The following is a 20,412-nucleotide window of genomic DNA, read 5'->3' on the forward strand; positions in this document are numbered from 1 at the left end:
CCTATAGTTATGTCGCTCGCCAACCCTAGATTCCTTCCTCCTTTAAATGCTTTAAAGGCCTTTGAGTCTGCCGCTCGATTACAGAGCTTAACCAAAGCGGCTGAAGAGCTGTATGTTACACGGGCCGCTGTAAGTCAGCAGGTAAAGCAGTTAGAAGGGTATTTGGGGGCTACGTTGTTTGAGCGTAAAGGCGCAAAGCTGACGCTGACACAGGACGCAGAGTATTATCTCCCGCTCTTGACACAAACCTTCCACTCTTTATCTGTCGGAACGGAACAACTGTTTGCTAGAAAGCCGCGACACACTGTCGTGGTCGGCGTGGCACAAAGTTTCTGCACCAAATGGTTGATTCCTAGGTTAAGTGACTTTCGGCGTCAATACCCTGATATTGATCTTAAGTTTTCATCGACCTCAAATGCATACCCAAATGGCAGCGGTTTTGCCGATATTGAAATTATTAATGGCATTGGGCATTGTTACAACTCCCAGTATCAGGAGCTGATCAATGAGTCTTGGATCTTAGTTGGCTCCCCTGATTACTTAAGGGGGCGCTCGCTTTTAACCATTGAACAGATAGCGCAGGCTGAAAAAATAATGACCACGGGGTATACCGAGAGTTGGGGCTATTGGTTTTCGCATGCGGGTTACAAAAGCGATTGGGTTAAGCCTGCACTGCAGTTTGATCACTCTTCGCTCTCGATCGAAGCAGCGCTCAATGGGCTTGGGGTAGTTTTGGTAAAAGATGTGTTGGTTCATGAGCATATAGCTCGAGGTCAATTAATACAGGTTTACTCAAAAGAAGTGCCCAGTGAAGGAGGGCACTATTTGATTTGTCACAACCTTGGAAAAAAGAGCGTTGCAACATTTGTTACTTGGTTAGAGCAGGCAATGGTTACTCACAAGGTGGAGACATATGGATAACGGCTAGACCACCGAGCGATGTTTCACGATATTTACGATTCATATCTTTACCTGTTTGATACATGGTTGCGATCACTTTATCTAACGAGATAAGACACTTACTGGTCCGTTTGAGTGCCATACGTGAAGCATTAATCGCTTTCATCGCGCCCATTGCATTACGTTCGATACACGGCACTTGAACCAAGCCTCCGATCGGGTCACAGGTCATCCCTAGTGAGTGCTCCATTGCGATTTCAGCCGCGATACAGATTTGCTCGTTACTGCCACCACGAAGTGCCGTAAGACCCGCAGCGGCCATTGATGAAGACACACCTACTTCGCCTTGGCAGCCAACTTCAGCCCCTGAAATAGAAGCATTAGTTTTGTACAAAATGCCAATTGCGCCTGCTACAGCAATAAAGTCTTTGAGCTGTTTAGTATCTAACTCTTTGATAAAACGATGGTAGTACATGAGAACGGCTGGAATCACGCCAGCTGCCCCATTTGTTGGCGACGTGACTACCTGACCCCCCGCTGCGTTTTCTTCACTAACGGCAAACGCAAACAAGTTAATCCAATCCATGATTTCCATTGGATCGTTTTCAATTGCCGCATTGGCTTCGAGTTTCTTAAGCAGGTTAGGGGCGCGTCTTGTGACTTCAAGTCCACCTTCTAGTACGCCCTCGGTTTCAAAACCACGCTGCATACATAGGGACATGACTTTCCAAATTTGATCGGCTTTGCGGGTTATCTCTTCTTCACTAAAGAATCGTTGTTCATTTTGTAAGATCATGCCACCTAAACTAAGGCCGTTTTTCTCCGCCATCACTAGCATTTCGTCAGCACTGGTGAATGGGAAAGGAACATCGATCGCATTTTCGTTGCCACCGTTTTCTAACTCTTTCGCGGTGGCTATGAATCCTCCACCAATGGAATAGTAGGTTTCGAAACCAATTTGTGCGCCAAAGGAATCGTAAGCGGTGATAGTCATGCCGTTTTCATGCAGAGGAAGATTGTCTGAGTGAAATAAGATGTCACTCTCATAGCTGAAATTGATAGTGTGGGCGCCAGCAAGGGCAAGGTAACCTTCGTCAATAGTGTTGGTTAACGCTTGTTTGGCACTTGCCATTTTGATGGTATCAGGTTTATTTCCTAGCAGACCTAGAATGACGGCACGGTCGGTATGGTGTCCTTTGCCCGTCAAAGAGAGTGAGCCGTACAGGTCGACTTGAATACGGCTAACTTTTGTGATGGATGAAGCTAGCACTCGGGTAAAATGGTATCCTGCAAGCATCGGACCATTAGTGTGAGAGCTAGAAGGCCCTACGCCTATTTTAAAAATATCAAATATTGACAGCATAAACTTTACTTCCTGTGAATTGGCCCGTCAGGCAGGCTCTTGTAATTACTAGTATGGCATCTTACCGAGATTTCGACTTATCAACACCGGAATAACAAAATATTAACCTTTGCTAAGCTAGCGGCAAAGACGATGTATGTACAGTACCTGAGTAATTCAGTAGGAATAATTGAGACATGAGTAAATAATGAATATTTTGAGTGTAGTGCTTATCCTAGGAAAGAGGCTCGAAAACAACCGCCTAACGCCGGAAGGTATCAGTCGGGTCGAAGGGCTTGTTAAGTTGCTCGATCAAGTCAATGATCAAGAGACCGCTTTTGTCTTTTGTGGAGGAGTAACAGACGGACAGACGACATCTGAAGCTGAAGCAATGCATCAGTACTTGCTGCGCTTACTTCCTGCCTACAAAACGTTACCGCCTCATATTCTAATTGAAAGTCAGTCGACCAATACCATCGAAAATATTCAAAATGCAGCAGACAAGTTAGTCGACAGTAAGTTATGTCGTGTTGGCCAAAAGATAGAGGTCATCTTCGTATCCAATGATTACCACCTAAAACGAATCTTCGAAATTCAGTCGCTAATGGATGAACAAGGTCTACTAAGAGTGTTGCATCAGCGCTGTGAGCAAAGTGGGCTATTGCTTTCAATATCGCTTGATCTTAGCCAACATTGCGCGGTGGACTACCCTCATCTCGGTGAGGCAGGTCGTGCTTTCTTATTGGTTGATGAACTGACGACTTACCGCGTGTATTTAGAAGGGGTAAAGAATAGGGTATTTCAGCGCGAGTTAGCGGAGGTTAGGGCACTACCATTACGATTCGCGTTAGATGCACTTGAGGGTTTAAAAGCAATGCCACTGGATGTTGCGAGTGCGCGGGCGATAGAGAAAATAGCAAGGGCAGTCGAGAAGACTACCCCTCGTGTGTGCGATCAAGTTTTTATCGAACAATTAGACATACTTGATGCCAATCTTACTTGGCTGAATCGTCATCTTGACCCAGAGCGTCAGCGCGGGTGACCAGTAAGTTAGTTTTGATCGCCGCGAACGCAATAAGGCTATAAGCCATTAGCTCCGTCGCTTCCTCAGAGACATTTTTGATTTCTCTCAGGTAGTTGTCACCCATTACTGATTGCCAGAATGATCCCATGCCGTACAAGCGGGTAAAGACGAGTAGGATAACAACGCTAGTAATGAGTACCGGCATATAGCGAGTACTTAGCAGTGCGGCCATTTGGTTGACGGTTTGTTTACCCCCTGTATAGGCTAAGTAGCAACTAAACAGAGTGACGGCCAACGCTGGGTAAACCCAAGAGCCATGTGCCAACATATCAAACCATACGTCCATTTCTCGAATAAATAGAACGGCGAAAAAGCCGCCCATTAGAACAGCAGCATAATGAACAGAGCTTTTTACTTTCACTAAGTGGAAAAAGCTTAAGCTAGTAATTGCGAGCATAAGCAGTTGCGCAGACTCCGTAAAGGAAGTCTCACCTAGGCCATGGTGGAACTGACTGAAGTCGATGCGTAAGCACAGGTTAACAAATATACCTAATGCGGCGACGACTAAAGCATTTAGGGCAACTTTTTGGAACGTGCGTTTAGCATGTTTTGAAATGACTGAGTTATCGAGGTGCTCAGATTCTAATGGGGTATCGTATTTCATAGCAGTGGTATTCTTGACTGGGTTTGAATTGTGATTCACGTCACATTGTAGTTTGGTCGCAAAAACTCGTGTCAGAGAAGTGTTAGAGCTGAATGCTGTTCGATTATAGGACTAAAAAAAGAGAGGTCTTTGCCTCTCTTTCTTCAATGATACTTAGTCGTATGTGAAGCCGCGGCTAGCCTTGTGACTGCTGTTCGTTCTTTTGACTGTTTCGGTAGTATTCCCACTGTTCAACGCGCTCATCATCAGGCAGTAGACAGTATGTTACGCGCATCTCGTTTTCATTGACAGTTTCGAGCTCGCCACCCTGCTGAACACAGTAAACTGCTGCTGGGTTTGCAATAGACGTGTACTCTTTTACTTCGTATTCATCAGGCTCACTTGCACAACCAGCCAATACAGCAGCACTGATCACAGACATCACGATACATGCTCTTTTCATAAAATTTCCTTTGTTGAATCAATCGGTAACCCATCGATTATAGGCGTTTTGACGAAATAATCTGTCTTAGGTTTGTCAAAAAGTCGCCGCTGTCTAAAATTATAAGGAGATATTCCACATTGTAATGGAACAACGCTTGAAACGTTCTTGTCAGTTATAATAAGGTATTTTATACCTTAAACTAGTCAGTCTTAGCATAGGAAGTGCCTGATGTCGGAGCAAAAATATCGACTTGTAACTCGTAGTGATTTTGATGGTTTAGTGTGCGCAGTATTGCTAAAGCAACTCGATCTGATCGACGATATAAAGTTCGTTCACCCAAAAGACATGCAAGACGGAGTAATTGAAATTACTTCGAATGATATTGTCACTAATTTACCCTACGTCAAAGATGCGTATTTAGTATTTGACCACCACCTATCTGAAATGATTCGAAACCAAGGTGAAAGGAAAAATCACATCATTGACCCAGATGCGCCGTCAGCTGCGCGAGTTGTATGGGAGCATTATGGTGGTGAAGGGACCTTTCCTGCTGAATGGTTAAGTATGATGGAAGCGGTTGATAAGGGAGACTCTGCCCAATTCAATCGTGATGAAGTGTTAGATTCAACAGGTTGGAATCTACTGAACTTCTTAATGGATGCGCGTACGGGTCTTGGTCGTTTCCGTGAATTTCGGATTTCTAACTACAACTTAATGATGGATTTGATTGAGTATTGCAAAAACCACTCTATCGAAGAGATTCTTGCTCTGCCTGATGTGAAGGAACGCATTGAGCTTTATCGTGAGCATGAGTTTTTGTTTAAAGAACAGATTCAGCGTTGTGCAACGGTCTATGACAATCTGGTGTTTCTCGATCTCACCAACGAAGAGGTCATTTACGCTGGCAACAGATTTGTGATTTATGCGCTTTATCCAAACTGCAATATCTCTATCCACAAGATGTGGGGCTTTCAGAAACAAAATACGGTGTTTGCGACGGGTAAATCTATTTTTGACCGTAGCTCTAAGACCAATGTTGGTGAGCTAATGCTGAAATATGGTGGCGGAGGCCATAAAGCAGCAGGGACTTGTCAGATTGATAACGATAAAGCGGATCAAGTGCAGCAAGAGCTTATCGCGGAAATCACTAACGACGGTTAATCGAAACGTATGACTGAATGCAAAAGCCCCTGTAATCACTTACAGGGGCTTTTTAATTTATTTAGCACAAGTTATGCACTTAAAGCGGCATTACGCGGTTACGGCCAAGTTCTTTCGCTTCATACAGCAATTTGTCTGCACGTTCGATCAAGGAATTGGCTGTCTCTCCAGGTTGCAGCTCTGCGACACCTAAAGAGATGGTGATATTGCCTATTTGTTCTGATGTTCGTCGATCTTTGATCGATAGCTTTTCGATCGCTCGGCGCAAGCTCTCCGCATACTGACGCGCGATTCGCAGTGATTTATTTGGCACGATTAAGGCAAATTCTTCACCACCGAAACGGTACGCATGAATACCATCACGGCAGCTAAGTTGAATACGACGTGCAATCGCCTTGATCACGGTATCTCCAAATAAGTGACCATACGTGTCATTAAATGACTTAAAGTGGTCGATATCAGCCAAGATTAAGCACATTTTTTGCTCTGATCGGCACAAAGTATTCAAATCGCCATCAAAGGCTCTGCGGTTGTATAGACTAGTGAGGGAATCAAAGAGTGCATCTTGCTGAACTTCTGCCAATTGACTCTTTAGCTGTTGGATCTCATTGGTAGCATTTTCTAATTGGCTGTTTAGAAAACGGGTAGAATGCCTTATCTCACGTGACTCGACGACTAATTGGCGAATAACTTTCATCACTTCTTCAAGTGACATCGACTCGTCTTCGACTCTTTCTAAGCTATCGAAGCTTTTATCAATCATCTTAGAAAATTGAGATGTATCCGTAAGTGTATCTGATACAGAGTTCGCGACTTCGTTGACCAGTATCTCGATATTGGCACGCAGATCGTGCATATCGGTTTCCGCTCGACTCGCAATGTGGTTGTTATACAGCTGCTCTCCGGCTGCTGGAGGGCACACTCCGTAGTTTTCGATAACCCCATCAAGTTCACGATTTAATTGTGGGATAACATTATCGACATACGTATACCACAATGCATAGTTTGCTGGGGTTGCCGCTACGTGATGTTTCATCATCAAAGGTACCGCTTTCTTGAGGTTAGCGGTTGATTTTTTAAAGTCGTCGTCTGTCATTTCTTGTTAACGTTCTTGTCTAGACATCCTATTAAATAAGATTAGCGGATTTCGTTTATGGATGCTTGGTCTTATATTAATTTGTACTGATCTATTGATAAGATTTATGAACAATATCATAACTTAACCCTAGGTGCTGTATGGAAATTGTTCAGTTATATCTGTGATTTATATACTCGTTACTTCTTGCTCGCCATGCTCTAGTTGTTTTGCTCCTCTGAGCATAGCTTTGATTAAATCCCCGGCATTAAATTTCTCTAATGCTTCGTGAGCCCCCACTTGTTTCGCGCGATCAATACAAATCTCACTCGATAAAGATGTGTGGAGGATAATGTAGCTGTTACTAAGGTCACTCTCGTTTTGCGTTTCGAAAGCCAATTCATAGCCATCCAAACCGGGCATTTCAATATCACTTACCAGCAGCTCGATAGGCTTACCTTGTTGAGCGTCATGGCGCATCAATTGAAGGGCATCAATCCCGTTATTACATATCTGATAGGGGATATTGATGCTATCTAATGCATCCGAAAGTTGTTTTCGTGCAATAGAGGAATCATCAACCAATAGGATGCTCAGTGCTTTTAAGCGCTCTCGTTCGATGTCCGTCAACATAGGAATTTTAGTGGACTCATACTGAGGGTAGATTTTCGAAAGCAGTAACTCTACATCCAGCATTTGTACGATTTTTTCTTCAAAGCGTGTAATACCGGTAACAAACACATTGTTACCGACTGTTTGAGGCGCGGACTCGATCGACTTCCAATCGCACTCAATGATTTTTTCAATCGAACGAACCATAAAGGCAACCACGGTGCGTAAGCAGTCGGTGACGATCAGGTAGCTAGATTGGTATTCGTCGGGCTGTATTGGTCGAAATCCAATGGCAGCTGGCATATTGATTACTGGAATGGTTTTACCGCGTAAAGAGACCGTACCAACGACATGATGATGTGAGTAGGGAATCTGAGTTGTTACCTGAAAAGGAACGATTTCTCTTACCTTTAGCGTCCCTATGGCAAATAGCTGTTTACTTTGAGTTAATGTAAACATCAACATACCTTGGGATTGATTCGCTTTACTAACCGTTTTTGCCATGAAGGTTTTCTCTTTGGTGTCTTAGTTCAATGGTAGCGGAATTAGGTTGATGTTCAATGGATGTTGATCAAATTCGATGCCTTAATACATAAGTACTAGCTGTTTTTTTGATTTAATAATTGGTTGGATGAAGATTTTGCGATTATCGGGTACAATCCGCGCCAAATCAGTCATCTTTTAAGAGGCATCAATATGGCTAACACAGCAGCGGCTCTGCACATTTTAGTTAAGCACAAAGAGCAAGCAGAAGACATCATCAAGCAGCTAAAGAAAGGCGCAAAGTTTCAAACTTTAGCTAAGAAATATTCCACCTGCCCATCGGGCAAAAAGGGTGGTGATCTTGGTGAATTCCGCCGTGGTCAAATGGTCCCTCAGTTCGATAAAGTGTGCTTCTCTGGTGAAACACTGGTTCCACATTTAGTGAAGACCAAATTCGGGTGGCATGTTGTGAAGGTTTTGTACCGTATTTAATTAATCTTGTATACTAGAACTCTCAGTAGTTTATAATGTACTACGTTGAAATTACTGAGAATTCTTGATGTACACCCCTCAATTGCTTAGTGAACATTACAGCCAGATCACTACTCCTCAATCAGAACAACCATTAGCCATCCTTTACTCACGATTCAGTTCCCGTAACCAAGTGGGCAATGATTCTATCAATCGCCAGCTAGAAGGTGCTCAAAAGTTTTGTGAGTACCACAATCTAAAGTTATCTGAAGCTAACTACTCCGACTTGGGAATAAGTGCCTACAAAGACAATGTCCGTGAAGGACTTGAACTACTTTTGAACGCTGTCCGTGATGGAACCATTCCTGCTAATAGCTGGATTCTGTGTCACACAACATGCCGTCTATCCCGTAAAGGCTTTCAACATGTGCTTAAACTAGTGAGTGAACTAGTAGCCACTGGTTGTAAGTTCTGCACGATTAATGACAACCAAGTGTATGATTCAACAAACATCAACAAGTTGAGTAGTGCTTTACCGCTCATTATTTCTGCTGATTTGGCGTTCAGTGAATCAGAGAAAAAGTCATTAATGATCAAGCATGCTAAAGAGCAAACGCGCAAAAATCGTAAGATTGTTGGTAAGCAGCCATACTGGATCACTCTTCAAGATGGCAAGCCAATGCTTAATGACTTTTCAACGATTGTTAAGACTATTATTGATCTCCGTTTAAAGGGTTACTCTGCGCAACGCATTGCCAAGCAGCTTAATGCAGATGGTCATCTAAGCCCTACAGGGAAATCATGGGGTGCAGCTGCGATCAGAAAGACGATTGATAACCATGTGCTCTATGGAGCCAAAGAATATAGTGAGATGAAAGATGGTAAATTAGTGCCAGTTGAAATCGTTGAGGATCTGTATCCTGCTCTGTGTTCAAAAAGCATTTGGTTGCAAATCAAATATGAAAAGGGCACAAAAGAAGTAGGTAAGCGAAGTAAGAGCAGCCCATTTAGCAAACTGTTGCGTTGTGCATGTTGTGGCTCAGCCATGACCACTCGAAGCACGTATCAAAAAGGTGTCAAATACGATTACCGTGTTTGCATTCGTTCAACTGAGGGTAGCTGTGATCAAAAATCCCGTTTCCGTGATCTAGACAATATCATCCTAGGTGAACTCAAACACTTGAAGTATGAAGTAAAGACACATGCAACAGTTGAAGTTGATAGCATTAAGGTGTTTCAAGATAAGCTAACTTTGCTAAATCAAACGAAAGAGTTACTTCAATCAAATCCTACTGCTCTAGCAGCAATTTACGCTGATATTGCCAAAACAGAGCAAGAGCTACATGAAGCAAAGCGCACAAAAGAGTTACTGGAATCTCAACCAAATGAAGTCAACTTCCAAGCCATTGTGGACGTTGAGGATCAAAGTCAACGAAATGTTCTATTAAGGCGCATCATCGAATCAATTGAAGTAAAACGCATTGATAAGGAAAAGTTAGTATCTCAAGTGCGTGTAGTAGTTCGTTTTAAGAACAGTCATACACAAACATTTGTCGTTTGCTATCGTTATCGAGGCTATGACGTTAAGTGGCTTACTGATACTGAGAAATATAAAGAACAATTGAACGCATTTGTTAATGATGCAGTGAAACAACTTGAAGAATGGGAAAGATAAAAGGGCGAAAGCCCTTTTTTTATACCTGTCCAACCAACATCAGACTACTTAGATAATTGAGTTTATGTTGTAACGTTATAGTGGATTGTAGTGAAGTTTAATTCATACTGGATATGAACAAAATTTAACTTGAGAACTTTTGTTTATTTTTTAACCTTTTCACGGTGCACTCGATCCACCAACATCATAAAAATACCCTTTCATATACATAACTTCAATTTGTATGAGCACAATATCCTTAAATAAAGTGTTCATTTTGTTCATATTTGTCAAATCTATAATATCTTTTTTGTTGTGTTTGTTTATCTGGTGTAAATAGATAGAACATCGAGTGTTAATGTAATTAAAGTGAGTTTAAATAGGGTATAAATAAAATTAAAGAAACACTGATAAGGAAATATTATGGATTACACATATTACAGACCAGATGAAATTTACGGCACAGAATCAAAAAGAGAACGTAATAACAAGATTATTAGTCATCTGGAAGCAGGCTATACAGTTACTACAGTTGCTCGCCACCATAAGTTATCGTGGCAGACGATATACAACATCATCACCAAAGCATTTAAAGATGCAAAAGAACGTGCCGAGTTTATGGATTCATTGGAGAAGTACTGAGGTTTAAATGACAGCATTTTATGATCAAACTGGTCGCACATGGAAATGGAAGAAAAATTTAGCGCAAAGGCAAGTCGATGAAAGAGAACGTAGGCAAAGCCTGATGGATGGTTATGAGAATAGTATCAAGGCTGTGAACTGGGTAGAGGTTCAAAAGTGTGTCGAGAGAAACATTAAACCTTGCATTGCAATTAAGAGAACTGGCGTTTCTCGCACCCAATATTGGAAGATGAGAAAAGAACATGAACAAGCACAAAGAAAAATTGAAAAGTGATGTGGCTTTTTATGCTTCGATCTATGGGACATTAATTACTAGTTGCTTGTTTAATAAGAGCACTCGCAGTGTACGAGATATATTCAAGATGAAAAATATAAAACCAGTTCGTACATTTAGCGGAATCAAGAATCTGGTAAACGTAATGGCGGCGATAGAAATCAAGCATGCAACAATGCAAAAAGTTAGTGACAATAAAAATGTAGCATCATTAAACAATGAATGTGACACGAGATCAAAAATAGAGTTTTTAAGGAGTTTTAAATGAAAGTTTTAAAAATGTATAGTACCTCAAAGGGAAGACATAACGTCGTAAGAGAGGCAGAAAGTACTTACGAGCTTTTCAAAAGTCGTTATAAAGAATATTTTTGCGGTGAGTGGTGTAGAGATTATTTCAGCAAAGCATTGATTAGATTGTTCGTAAATGGTCGTATCACAAGCGATGAGTTTAAAGAGTTCAATCAATATGGTCAAAAAATGTCTGACTTACTTGATGAAATGGGTGCTGAATTACCAAATGTTAGACCAATCTTATTAGAGATTGGAAAGAAAAGTGTAGATAAAGAAACTGATCTTTCTAATATAAAGCGCTTTATTGTATGGCATCAAAAGTTTAAAGGCATTCATCGTCGGATGGCTGATCTGTTAATTTTAATTAATGACGTTGAAAATAAATTAAACGGATTTAATGTCCAAAATGGATATTCACGAAATTGTACTGATGCGGGAATTATTCCAGAAACATTACTAACTATTGAACAAGTAGCATTTCTGGTTGAGCTTGGATGGTTTACGAAAGCAAGTATAAAGTACGTATATGGTATCAGTGACAACGAAATGAGAAAAGCAAGTGCTATTGCACGTCAAAGAGTAGCTACTGTTTAATTAACAATCTTTCAGAACTGCAAAGAACTTGAACGTCATTCAGTTTGAGTTCAGTAGTACTATTTTTCATATGAGGTATGAAGTGAATAACCATTTACATGCAAAGGATGTTTACTTGGCTTTAAAGTTAGTTCCATTAGTTGGAGCTAGCTTTGTAGCGAAGATGCTAGGTGTAAACATCAGAACAATTCAATATATAACCAATAAAAGAGTAAAGAGTAGTATCAAAAACAAAGATGATGTATTAATTAAACTGGTTCCTGATATGAAAGAACGACTTATCAAACATTTAGAAGAGAATGAAAGTGACTAAATCAATTCCATTGAGAACATTAATTCAAGAGCGTAGTATGAGTGAGTTCTTTAAATCACTTGACTATGACACTTATACATTAAGAAGTGAAAATAAAGGAATTATACGTTTAGAAACGTATAATGGAACAAGTGCAGAAATTAAAATAAACCGTGAAGATATGGTATCAAGCAGAATGGTTAAAATGATAATGTCATTTGCTGCACTTTAATGTCACGCGAAGCGTGTTGTACCAAATATTATTTTCTTTCTCTTTAATATTATTATCCACAGTGTTAATGGATATTAGATAGTATTGAATGTATTGGAGAAGAACATTATAACAACGAGATTTTTGGTAATAAACACTAAAATCAATTTATTTTCTTGTTAAGAATGTTTGATAATTATTGTGTCAAAAAGTTTATTTAGGATTCTATCGTTATATAATAACAGTATCAAATAAATTACGCCTAGCAAGGCGTTTTTTTTAAAATTAAACTATCAAATATTTTTGATAATAAATAATTCATAATCACTCAAGGGAGTAAATATGCAAGCTTTAGATAATAACATTATGCGTAAAGTGTACATCAAATATGGTAGCAAAATCACATCAAGTGTAATTGGTTGCTCTCAAAGCCATGTATGCCGTGTAGCAAAAGAAAACAACTGGCCATCTCCATCTGGGAATGATGTGCATAAATTGATCATGGCATCTCTTTATAAAACAGAAAACTTTTAATTAACAGCACCATTGAAGTGAGAATTTTTTAATGAATATGAGGTGCCAAATGAAAAAATTATAACAAAATGACTAATATCTTAAAAATCAAATTGAGTGACGAACAATATTTGTCACATGTTGCAAGCCAACTGCCAAAATCAAATGGTATACATTTAATTCTTGCTAAAACTGGTGTCGGTAAAACACATCACATGCTTGAACAATGCCATGTTAATGGTGGGACTGCTGTTTTCCCTGTCAAAGCAGTAATGAATCAAAGCTTAAAGTACAAGGCAGACAACTCACTGCAAGGTACGATCATACAGATTGAACACCTTGATAAGTGGAGAACAAATCAAAATGAACTGCATGTCGATGAAGCTCAGATTTTGTATCTGGGCGGCTTTAGAAAGTCTGTAGAAAAATTATACGAAACAATAGTTGAAGCTTCACAGACCAAGCCTGTTTATTTGTATTCAGCGACGGTGAGAACCGAGTTCATGCCGTTAAAGTTCAATAGCATTATCCATGTTGAAAAGAGCTTTGAACGAAATATTAACGTAATCACTCTTGATTCTAAGGGTGACGTAAAGATCGCTGATGCAAAACTAGCTCAAAGTTTAGAGTATATTGATCAGCAAGGCGATAAAGCTAAAGTTATGGCTTTTATCAACTCGAATGCGCAAGCAAGCGCAGTAGTTAAAAGACTGTCGCAAACGGGTAAGAAGGCAATTCTTTTATCTTCAAGCTCAATTCGGAGTGGCGAAGCTAAAGCAGTTTATCAAAGTATCATCAGTCATGCTGCGATTTCACAAGTCACATATGACTATGTCATTTGTACATCCTGTATGGCAGAAGGAATCAATTTCAACGATTACTTCAAGGTTGTTAGTTGCCAGGATGAGAGCGGTAATCTGTTTCAGCAGCAAGGTCGTGCACGCGGTTCTGCTGAGCACTGGGTGATTCTAGGTGGTCTTGAAAACAAGGATCATGGTGACATATCCCTTTCTTACAATAATGCTTCTAGGCAAATCTGGCGCACTTCTACGGTTGATGGTGATGTTAAGCGTGTACCGATAAATGTTGAGTGTGGTCTAGCTTCTTCAACTGAGCTTTGTGAGTGGTTAAACCATGATGCTCGTGCAAATGCTGATCTAGCATCATTGTTCACTTCTCAGTTCCAAAAAGGGGTGTACGCAAAGCAAGTGCTCAAGGAGATTGATTTGCTCGGGTATAAAGTTGACCAATTGCTCTCATATGAATCTGATGTTAAGACCAAAAACAATGGCAAGGTGTCATTGCAACGCTTAGCGAAAGTGCTTTATCAATCAGGTGGCAAAGTTTTATTTAAACGCAATGAGAGCAAATATGCACTTTGCAATGATGATCCTGAAATAGAGTTAAAAGTCTTTGAAGATGGCGTATTAACTGATCTACCAGCACTCGCTTCATATTTGATCGGTAACAAGGACACTACACCTGCTTTAGTGCAAATGGTGCAGCTTCTGAATCCTGACAAAAGTAATGAGCAGATTGACAATGCAGTACAAGAGTTAATTGAGTGGGATTCAAGTTGGAACAAATATAATTTTCGTGGTGACAAGTGGAACGTGATGTCGATTATCAATGGTGATGGTCGAGCATTTTTACGAAACATCCACCAGCCAAGATATAAAGAGATAAAGCAAGAAATTGACAACGCTATCACTGGTATGAGTGAAGTCATAATGAACAAGTACAGCGGAATCATTAGTGATGAGAAAGTAGCAGAGGCAGCAAGTCAGTTTTGGATTAATGCTTATCCAATCTCTCGGGATAATGGATCAGACAATAGGCACTTCCATAGTGACGACAATAAAACTCTTCGTCTACGTCTATTCAAGCTGATGATGGGTATTACTTTTGATAGTCATGGAAACTGGGTTGTGAAGAAAGATAAAGCAATTTGGCATGTTGTTTTAGATCACAACGACCGTAGAAAATACAATCGCAAGGCTGACACTGTGAAAAGTAAAGGTATTGAAATGAGCACATACCATGAAATGACCAAGTTCAACATGAAAGAAGTTGCTGTAATGAAACCAAAACCATTCAAGCAGTCATTAAATGACGTTATCAACCAGATTAATTTCTAACCAAACCATCTAGTGATGAGGCAAGGTCACTAGCCTCTATTCAAAAATGGTACCTTTTTCAATCGAAAAATCAATGACCAATCGTCATTAATAATTATAAAGGAAACAAAAATGACTAATACCAATAATGTAATAAAGTATCTTAATGCTAATATTAGCATCAAAAAGTCGATGTATGACTCTACGTTGACGACTGCAAAGCTAAGCACTGTAATAAAGTTGATCAGAGATGAAACAGTCAAAAATAAGATTGAACAAATACGATTATTGAATGCCAATGGTGCACATGACAAAGCCAAAGAAGTGAAGAATAATCTTCCCATGTTCTACCTAACTTGTTATCACGATATTGCTGGTGGAGCAAACCAATATAATGAAAATAGTCATTCAGGTCTGATGATGTTTGACATTGACAAAGTGTCACAAGATGAATCTAAGGACTTGATGTATCTACTTTTTAGTAGCGAATTTGCTGATAACGTTGTATTTGCCTTCTTATCACCTAGTGGTGGTTTAAAGTTCACTGTTGCTACTGACTATGACGGCACAGATCCTGACTTCTACAAGCACTGCTACAAAAAATTGTATGCTCATTTAGTAGATATTGGTATGCCGGAAGGAAACCTTGACGCGCAAACGTGCAATGCGAACCGTGGCACTTACTTCTCGGCTGACAAAAATATCAAGTTGGGTAAATCGAAAGTCATTTCATTGGAAGCGTATAGAGCAGAGTACAGCATCTTAAAAGCAGAAGACGAATCTATGATGTGCTCATTACGTGCGGTTAATGAACATGCTGATTATGATGAAGTTTATGCAAATAGATATTGGAATAACGCTGTGAACAATATCATTGCATCAATGGGTAGCGGTGATCGCCACTTAAACATTTTCAAGCTATGTATGGTGTCATTTAAATGTGGGTTAGGAATTGAGGGTGCAATTGAGGCATTGAATCGTGCAAAAGCAAACGGTCAGTACACAGAATCTATGAGCATTAGAAACAAGGCATTAGATGCGTGGAAGTCATTTGATGGGGTAGTTGATATTAAGTTCTTTAAACCTCGAACTGCTCAGCAATATGCTCAAATATTCAGTGGCTTATAAACGAAAAGGGAGTCCGAAGACTCCCAATAACAAAGTATGACTAATACTCTATATAATCTATTTATAGATAAATCGCACGTTAATCAAACAGCCCTTTAGTGTATATACTTGGTTTTTCTTCCTTTTTCTCTTTAGGTGGAGGCACTGGTTGATCGTTATACGTCAAGTAAATCAATCCTCTCATACCAGCAGAACTTGGATGAGACGATGGGTTGTTGTACAACCAAAGATGTTTAAGCTCTTTTTCGTCAATCGGTTCAATTGCTGAGAGTTTAAACCAGATCGAACACTTCTTTTTTCGGTAATAGGCAGGTGTCAGATTAGGTTCTTTTGAAGATATTTCAGTCTTACTCGTACTACCAGCGATCACGTCAATGATGTTTGCTCTACAAGTGAATTTTGAACCATGCATTAGGTACAAGTAGCACTGTTCACCACGCTCAAGTTGTAGCTTGGCAGTTTTAACAAAGCTCTGATTCATACCGATTCCGAACTTACCCATCCAAACACTGCCATTAGCTTCAATGACGGCTGAGTGCTCAGCAATGGTATCAGCACCGGACAGCTTATCACTGTATCTAAGTAGAAAGTGTAGATTTTTCATAGAGATGGAACCAAGTATATCAATGTTGTCAAGTTTTGATTATAATGCTACCACTTAAATATCTTAATTACTAGGTAAGAAATGTTAGAAAATCAGCAGCTTACTATCGACTGTGCAGTACCAGATAGTGGTGTTAATGCCCTTAAAATCAAAGCAGTGGATCTACCTAAGTTCCCTACGACTCGCTACCAAGGCTCAAAACGTAAAATCCTACCAGAACTAGCAACAGCATTGAGCACGATCCAGTACAACAATGCACTAGATATGTTTAGTGGCTCTGGTGTCGTATCACTCTTGTTTAGAACATTAGGTAAGAACGTTAGCTCAAATGACTTCATGTTATACAATCAAAATACAGCCAAAGTATTTTTGGAGTTTGACCTTGAACGATTGAACGCTTTGAACGCACAGTCTGATTTAGAAGATTTGCTGTATAACTTACCTTTGTCAGATGACGGACTAGTATCAAAGAACTATAAAGGCATTTACTTTATTGATTCTGAAAATGATGAGATTGACCGATTCTGTCAAAACATTCATCAGTACGACGATTTTGCAAAGTCTGTATACATCTATGCTATTGGTCAAGCGTTAACCAAGAAGCGTCCATACAATCTTTTCCACCGCGCAAATTTAGAAATGCGTACTAAAGAAGTTAAACGTTCTTTTGGTAATAAAAAGACTTGGGAAACACCAATGATTGAGCACGCAATCAAGTGTATCAATGAATTGAAGAAGTATCCTATTAAAACTGCTGATACATTAAGCAAGTACACAACTGGTTTTAACTCAGCAGATTTAGAATCATTTGCTGATGATTTCGACTTAATTTATCTTGATCCGCCATACATCAATGGTAAAGGTACACCTGTTGATTACAGTAACTTCTATCATTTCTTAGAGGGGCTTTGCGATTACTCGTTGTTCGACAATGGTGATGATAAGTACCCTCATAAACCGATCACAAAGAAACCTAGTGCATGGTTAAAGCCAGATAGTGCATTGAAAGAGCTTACGGCGATCTGTGAACGCTGGCCTAATGCAACAATTGTTTTTAGCTATAGAAGTGATGGCTTACCAGTACCAGAAGAAGCAGCAAAGGCAATGTCAACTAAAGGTCGTACAGCCGAGATTCATTCTGCTGGCGAGTACAAGTATGCATTGAGTAAAACAAACACAAATGAAGAATTAATCATCATTTCAAAACCAGCATAATAAGAGGGGAGCAGAAGCTCCCCTTTGTTTTATTTGAATCTTGCCATTTCTGGATGATTGTACAAAGAGTGCCAGTCGAAAATCTGTTCTTTGGCTTCTTCGTAATTTGCCCAGTAGAAATCACAAGCACCTTTCTTATCACGGAACTGAGTAAACGGTCCATTTACAGTTTCAAAGCCACGAGGTGTATCGATCTCGACCGAACCAATGTTTTTCGTGTTGCCACTACCAGCACGAATACCAGTCAAATCAACCTTTTCACGAATGAAGACAGATTGTACCGAGTAAGGACAACGGATCTGACCACGAGTTGGGATATTTTCCAGTGTGTACTCTTCAAACGCTTCATTGCGAATGTACACAAAGCCTAGTACCCAATGTTCATGGTAAGTATTGTATGGGTAAAGGATGTTCTTCGTGTTGTTACGAATGAATGAGTTATAGCTACCAAGAGTCATCTTGGTCTTTTTGTAACCAATAGGTGCTTTTGGCTCGATGTAGGTAGATTTAATATCAAGTGCAATGCGATGCAGTACAGTTCTGCCATCAACGTCATACTTAGTTAGAGTGAAGTCTGGATAAGTTGTTTGATTTGCAGTTTCAACAACATAGCCTTTCTCCGCAGCCAAGGAACGTAGTGCTGGACTAGCAAAACGTTCAAAAACCGTACTCAGAACTTTAGTGTCAGAGTCAATTGGTAGTACGTTGTTGTTTTGGTCGATAAAACCTTGGATTTCCCAAGTAAAGTTTCGTGTTAGCTCAAAGAAACGGCGACTAAAGCCGTTAATCTCAAAATATGGCTGCATATTGATACCTCATTAAGTTACCAGTCATTTATGAGGTCTGAGGCTCTTTTTTTCAATGACTTGGCTCATTAAAAATGTGATTTGTTTCATAACAATCAAGAAACGGTATGATTGAAAAGTGTGAAAGACTTGTATACGAGATCACATGACTTGTTTATATTAGAAGAATCTAATTTAAGAGGTCGTAATGCCGTTTATTCGCTTTTACAAAATGAATCCACTGCTTGGAATGGCTGTTGAAGAAGCGTTCTACGAATTTTCACGAACAGTGTCGAAGTATGATGGTGGAGCTTGGGAAGTAGTCGTTGATAGTGATGATGTGTATGCGGTTTATCCAGTGTCGTTAGGATCACTGGAAGTTGGTCATGATGGCAACTATGTCTTACCGATAGAAATATCTTCTAGAGCATTTGGTGTGTATGTTTCGTTAGCCGTCTACAACAAATTATGTTGGTTGTTTCACGATCAAGGTAACGATGCATTGTGCGAAGTTTTTAGCAGTATGTATCACTCTTTACGTATCTGGATGATAGATACAACCGAGCTTCCACCAGCAGAAGTTGAACATATTCTTAGGATGATTGATTAGCAAAAAGGGAGCCGAAGCTCCCTTTTTTAATGAATGAAATTGGCTTCAAGTAATTCATTAATCGAATATAATTGAATACCATCTTCTTCAAATTTCTCAGCCATTAGCATCATCTTCTGACTCAAACATTCGTAATACTCGTGGACACTGACTAGTGTCTCAGCATCAATATGCTGTGCTTCGATGAAGTATTCTAAAAATCCACCATCTTCACGATATTGACACTCCACTAGGTGGCAAGCATTAAGTTTGTGCAGAAGCTGCGCTACGGCCAAGTTTGAACTAGACACATATATCTCACTGATAGGGTCATTGTCATTTTTAGTGTTCAAAAAAACAACATCACTATCGTTTACGGTAACACCGAGTGTACGTAAAGCATCCAAAATCACGTTATGCTCAAAAGGATCGTGAAACATAAATGTAAAGTTCTGTTGAGCGGCAGTATTTGTATTAAAAGTAGTCATAATCAAATCTTCAAGTTGGTTAATGTTTAAATGTGCCGAAGCACCCTCCTTAACCACTCAACGGTGCGCATACTAAAGCAATTGCTTCTATCATGACAACAAGAATATCTTATCGAACTAAACAAAATCGTTTATATTCAGGTGTTTGCTCAATCATTGAGCTTTTTTGATTGAAAATGGTACTTTTTTTGGTGAATGATAACTGGTTAACTAGATGGTTGATCATTGCTCAATGACCACACTCATTGGTGAAGGCAAATGATGCAATGATAAAAAAAATATTCCGGCGTCTGTTCACGTAAGCGAACCTATACTGTGGTTATCAGGTGTTCACTTATAATGCATGAATAGACCGGCCTATTATTAACACTGTGGTTACATGGTTGAGTTAATACAATATGGTCCATACTAAAGGTGCTATATCGCACGTAATTGAGCTCGATTAGACAAAAAAGCCTTCGACATTGTTGAAGGCTTTTTTATAGGCTTCGATTTCGATTACTTCTGGCTAGAAAAATACGCTGCTATGTCTTTTAGATCTTCGTCATTTAGGCGCGACAGTTGGGCCTTCATCATTTCTGCTAGCGCACCTTGTCGGTTACCATCTTGGTAGTCTTTCATTGATTGAAATAGGTACTGAGCGTTTTGACCTTTGATATTTGGGTACGTTGGGTTGCTTGCTGTACCATCAGTGCCGTGACAAAAGATACAGCTAGGCGATTTTACTTTGCCTAACTCAGCGTCACCGAATTGAGTGTTCGCCAATGCAAGAGATGGTAGAAAAGAAAGAAAAACGAGCGTACGTATCATAGAGAAACCTAAACCTATCAACTTTGATACGAAACAGAATAAAGCTTCC

Annotated in this window: 24 protein-coding genes; 15 read left to right on the plus strand and 9 right to left on the minus strand. The window is 39.8% G+C overall.

The features are described 5' to 3' along the window. The first annotated feature begins 9 nt into the window (after positions 1 to 9). Positions 10 to 921, plus strand: a complete 912-nt coding sequence (locus VIA_RS04975) for a LysR substrate-binding domain-containing protein (RefSeq protein WP_004411472.1) — start codon at positions 10 to 12, stop codon at positions 919 to 921. On the opposite strand, the gene VIA_RS04980 is transcribed toward VIA_RS04975, so the two are convergent. Next, positions 893 to 2,263 carry an L-serine ammonia-lyase gene (locus VIA_RS04980; RefSeq protein ID WP_004411473.1) on the minus strand — a complete coding sequence of 457 codons (1,371 nt, stop codon included), beginning with the start codon at positions 2,261 to 2,263 and terminating at the stop codon, positions 893 to 895. The two genes, VIA_RS04975 and VIA_RS04980, sit on opposite strands and share 29 nt — an antisense overlap. Before the next feature lie 187 nt (positions 2,264 to 2,450). On the opposite strand from VIA_RS04980, the gene VIA_RS04985 reads away from it, so the two are divergent. After that, positions 2,451 to 3,284 (plus strand): YdcF family protein, encoded by an 834-nt coding sequence (locus tag VIA_RS04985; RefSeq protein ID WP_004411474.1) that lies wholly within the window; start codon positions 2,451 to 2,453, stop codon positions 3,282 to 3,284. On the opposite strand, the gene VIA_RS04990 is transcribed toward VIA_RS04985, so the two are convergent. Then, entirely contained in the window at positions 3,238 to 3,930 is a 693-nt protein-coding gene (locus VIA_RS04990) for a hypothetical protein (RefSeq protein WP_004411475.1), read from the minus strand. The genes VIA_RS04985 and VIA_RS04990 overlap by 47 nt on opposite strands. A gap of 175 nt (positions 3,931 to 4,105) precedes the next feature. Next, complete coding sequence (locus tag VIA_RS04995) at positions 4,106 to 4,372, minus strand: putative hemolysin (RefSeq protein ID WP_004411476.1); 267 nt, start codon at positions 4,370 to 4,372, stop codon at positions 4,106 to 4,108. 210 nt (positions 4,373 to 4,582) lie between these two features. On the opposite strand from VIA_RS04995, the gene VIA_RS05000 reads away from it, so the two are divergent. Then, positions 4,583 to 5,515 carry a hypothetical protein gene (locus tag VIA_RS05000; protein WP_004411477.1) on the plus strand — a complete coding sequence of 311 codons (933 nt, stop codon included), beginning with the start codon at positions 4,583 to 4,585 and terminating at the stop codon, positions 5,513 to 5,515. A 79-nt stretch (positions 5,516 to 5,594) separates the two neighbouring features. Here the strand turns inward: VIA_RS05000 and VIA_RS05005 are convergent, their stop codons facing one another. After that, a complete protein-coding gene (locus tag VIA_RS05005) occupies positions 5,595 to 6,611 on the minus strand; it encodes a GGDEF domain-containing protein (RefSeq protein WP_004411478.1) in 1,017 nt (338 codons plus the stop codon). Between the two features lie 168 nt (positions 6,612 to 6,779). Further along, entirely contained in the window at positions 6,780 to 7,706 is a 927-nt protein-coding gene (locus VIA_RS05010) for a chemotaxis protein (RefSeq protein WP_004411479.1), read from the minus strand. 192 nt (positions 7,707 to 7,898) lie between these two features. Here VIA_RS05010 and ppiC point away from each other — a divergent pair, with 192 nt between their 5' ends. The 10 genes from ppiC to VIA_RS05065 all read left to right on the plus strand — a co-directional run bounded on the left by ppiC (position 7,899) and on the right by VIA_RS05065 (position 15,872). Further along, positions 7,899 to 8,177, plus strand: a complete 279-nt coding sequence (ppiC, locus tag VIA_RS05015) for a peptidylprolyl isomerase PpiC (protein WP_004411480.1) — start codon at positions 7,899 to 7,901, stop codon at positions 8,175 to 8,177. Positions 8,178 to 8,244: 67 nt separating this feature from the next. After that, entirely contained in the window at positions 8,245 to 9,831 is a 1,587-nt protein-coding gene (locus VIA_RS05020; protein ID WP_004411481.1) for a recombinase family protein, read from the plus strand. 402 nt (positions 9,832 to 10,233) lie between these two features. Further along, on the plus strand, positions 10,234 to 10,452 hold the full coding sequence (locus tag VIA_RS05025) for a helix-turn-helix domain-containing protein (RefSeq protein ID WP_004411482.1): 219 nt from the start codon (positions 10,234 to 10,236) through the stop codon (positions 10,450 to 10,452). A gap of 7 nt (positions 10,453 to 10,459) precedes the next feature. Further along, positions 10,460 to 10,726, plus strand: coding sequence for a hypothetical protein (locus VIA_RS05030; protein ID WP_004417197.1), 267 nt, complete (start codon positions 10,460 to 10,462; stop codon positions 10,724 to 10,726). 264 nt (positions 10,727 to 10,990) lie between these two features. After that, a complete protein-coding gene (locus VIA_RS05040; protein ID WP_004417201.1) occupies positions 10,991 to 11,611 on the plus strand; it encodes a hypothetical protein in 621 nt (206 codons plus the stop codon). A gap of 82 nt (positions 11,612 to 11,693) precedes the next feature. Beyond that, entirely contained in the window at positions 11,694 to 11,924 is a 231-nt protein-coding gene (locus VIA_RS05045; RefSeq protein WP_040896711.1) for a hypothetical protein, read from the plus strand. Next, positions 11,917 to 12,135 carry a hypothetical protein gene (locus VIA_RS05050; protein WP_138977035.1) on the plus strand — a complete coding sequence of 73 codons (219 nt, stop codon included), beginning with the start codon at positions 11,917 to 11,919 and terminating at the stop codon, positions 12,133 to 12,135. The genes VIA_RS05045 and VIA_RS05050 overlap by 8 nt, the downstream gene beginning before the upstream one ends. Before the next feature lie 321 nt (positions 12,136 to 12,456). Further along, complete coding sequence (locus VIA_RS05055) at positions 12,457 to 12,648, plus strand: hypothetical protein (RefSeq protein ID WP_004411484.1); 192 nt, start codon at positions 12,457 to 12,459, stop codon at positions 12,646 to 12,648. Positions 12,649 to 12,716: 68 nt separating this feature from the next. After that, positions 12,717 to 14,765: a hypothetical protein gene (locus VIA_RS05060; RefSeq protein WP_004411485.1), complete on the plus strand. Its 2,049-nt coding sequence runs from the start codon at positions 12,717 to 12,719 to the stop codon at positions 14,763 to 14,765. 111 nt (positions 14,766 to 14,876) lie between these two features. Next, a complete protein-coding gene (locus VIA_RS05065; RefSeq protein WP_004411486.1) occupies positions 14,877 to 15,872 on the plus strand; it encodes a BT4734/BF3469 family protein in 996 nt (331 codons plus the stop codon). Positions 15,873 to 15,951: 79 nt separating this feature from the next. Here the strand turns inward: VIA_RS05065 and VIA_RS05070 are convergent, their stop codons facing one another. Next, positions 15,952 to 16,476 (minus strand): hypothetical protein, encoded by a 525-nt coding sequence (locus VIA_RS05070; protein ID WP_004411487.1) that lies wholly within the window; start codon positions 16,474 to 16,476, stop codon positions 15,952 to 15,954. 81 nt (positions 16,477 to 16,557) lie between these two features. Here VIA_RS05070 and VIA_RS05075 point away from each other — a divergent pair, with 81 nt between their 5' ends. After that, positions 16,558 to 17,691, plus strand: coding sequence for a DNA adenine methylase (locus VIA_RS05075; RefSeq protein ID WP_004411488.1), 1,134 nt, complete (start codon positions 16,558 to 16,560; stop codon positions 17,689 to 17,691). Between the two features lie 29 nt (positions 17,692 to 17,720). Here the strand turns inward: VIA_RS05075 and VIA_RS05080 are convergent, their stop codons facing one another. Beyond that, a complete protein-coding gene (locus tag VIA_RS05080) occupies positions 17,721 to 18,497 on the minus strand; it encodes a type II restriction endonuclease (RefSeq protein ID WP_004411489.1) in 777 nt (258 codons plus the stop codon). A gap of 187 nt (positions 18,498 to 18,684) precedes the next feature. Here VIA_RS05080 and VIA_RS05085 point away from each other — a divergent pair, with 187 nt between their 5' ends. After that, positions 18,685 to 19,086 (plus strand): antirestriction protein, encoded by a 402-nt coding sequence (locus VIA_RS05085; RefSeq protein WP_004411490.1) that lies wholly within the window; start codon positions 18,685 to 18,687, stop codon positions 19,084 to 19,086. A gap of 26 nt (positions 19,087 to 19,112) precedes the next feature. Here the strand turns inward: VIA_RS05085 and VIA_RS05090 are convergent, their stop codons facing one another. Together VIA_RS05090 and VIA_RS05095 are read right to left on the minus strand one after the other, a co-directional pair. Further along, complete coding sequence (locus tag VIA_RS05090; RefSeq protein ID WP_004411491.1) at positions 19,113 to 19,505, minus strand: hypothetical protein; 393 nt, start codon at positions 19,503 to 19,505, stop codon at positions 19,113 to 19,115. A 546-nt stretch (positions 19,506 to 20,051) separates the two neighbouring features. Further along, the gene (locus VIA_RS05095) at positions 20,052 to 20,363 is read right to left on the minus strand and encodes a c-type cytochrome (protein ID WP_004417745.1); all 312 of its coding nucleotides are present in this window, start codon (positions 20,361 to 20,363) and stop codon (positions 20,052 to 20,054) included. Between the last annotated feature and the right edge of the window lie 49 nt (positions 20,364 to 20,412).

This window comes from Vibrio orientalis CIP 102891 = ATCC 33934 (genome assembly GCF_000176235.1).
Taxonomy (GTDB): Bacteria; Pseudomonadota; Gammaproteobacteria; order Enterobacterales; family Vibrionaceae; genus Vibrio; species Vibrio orientalis.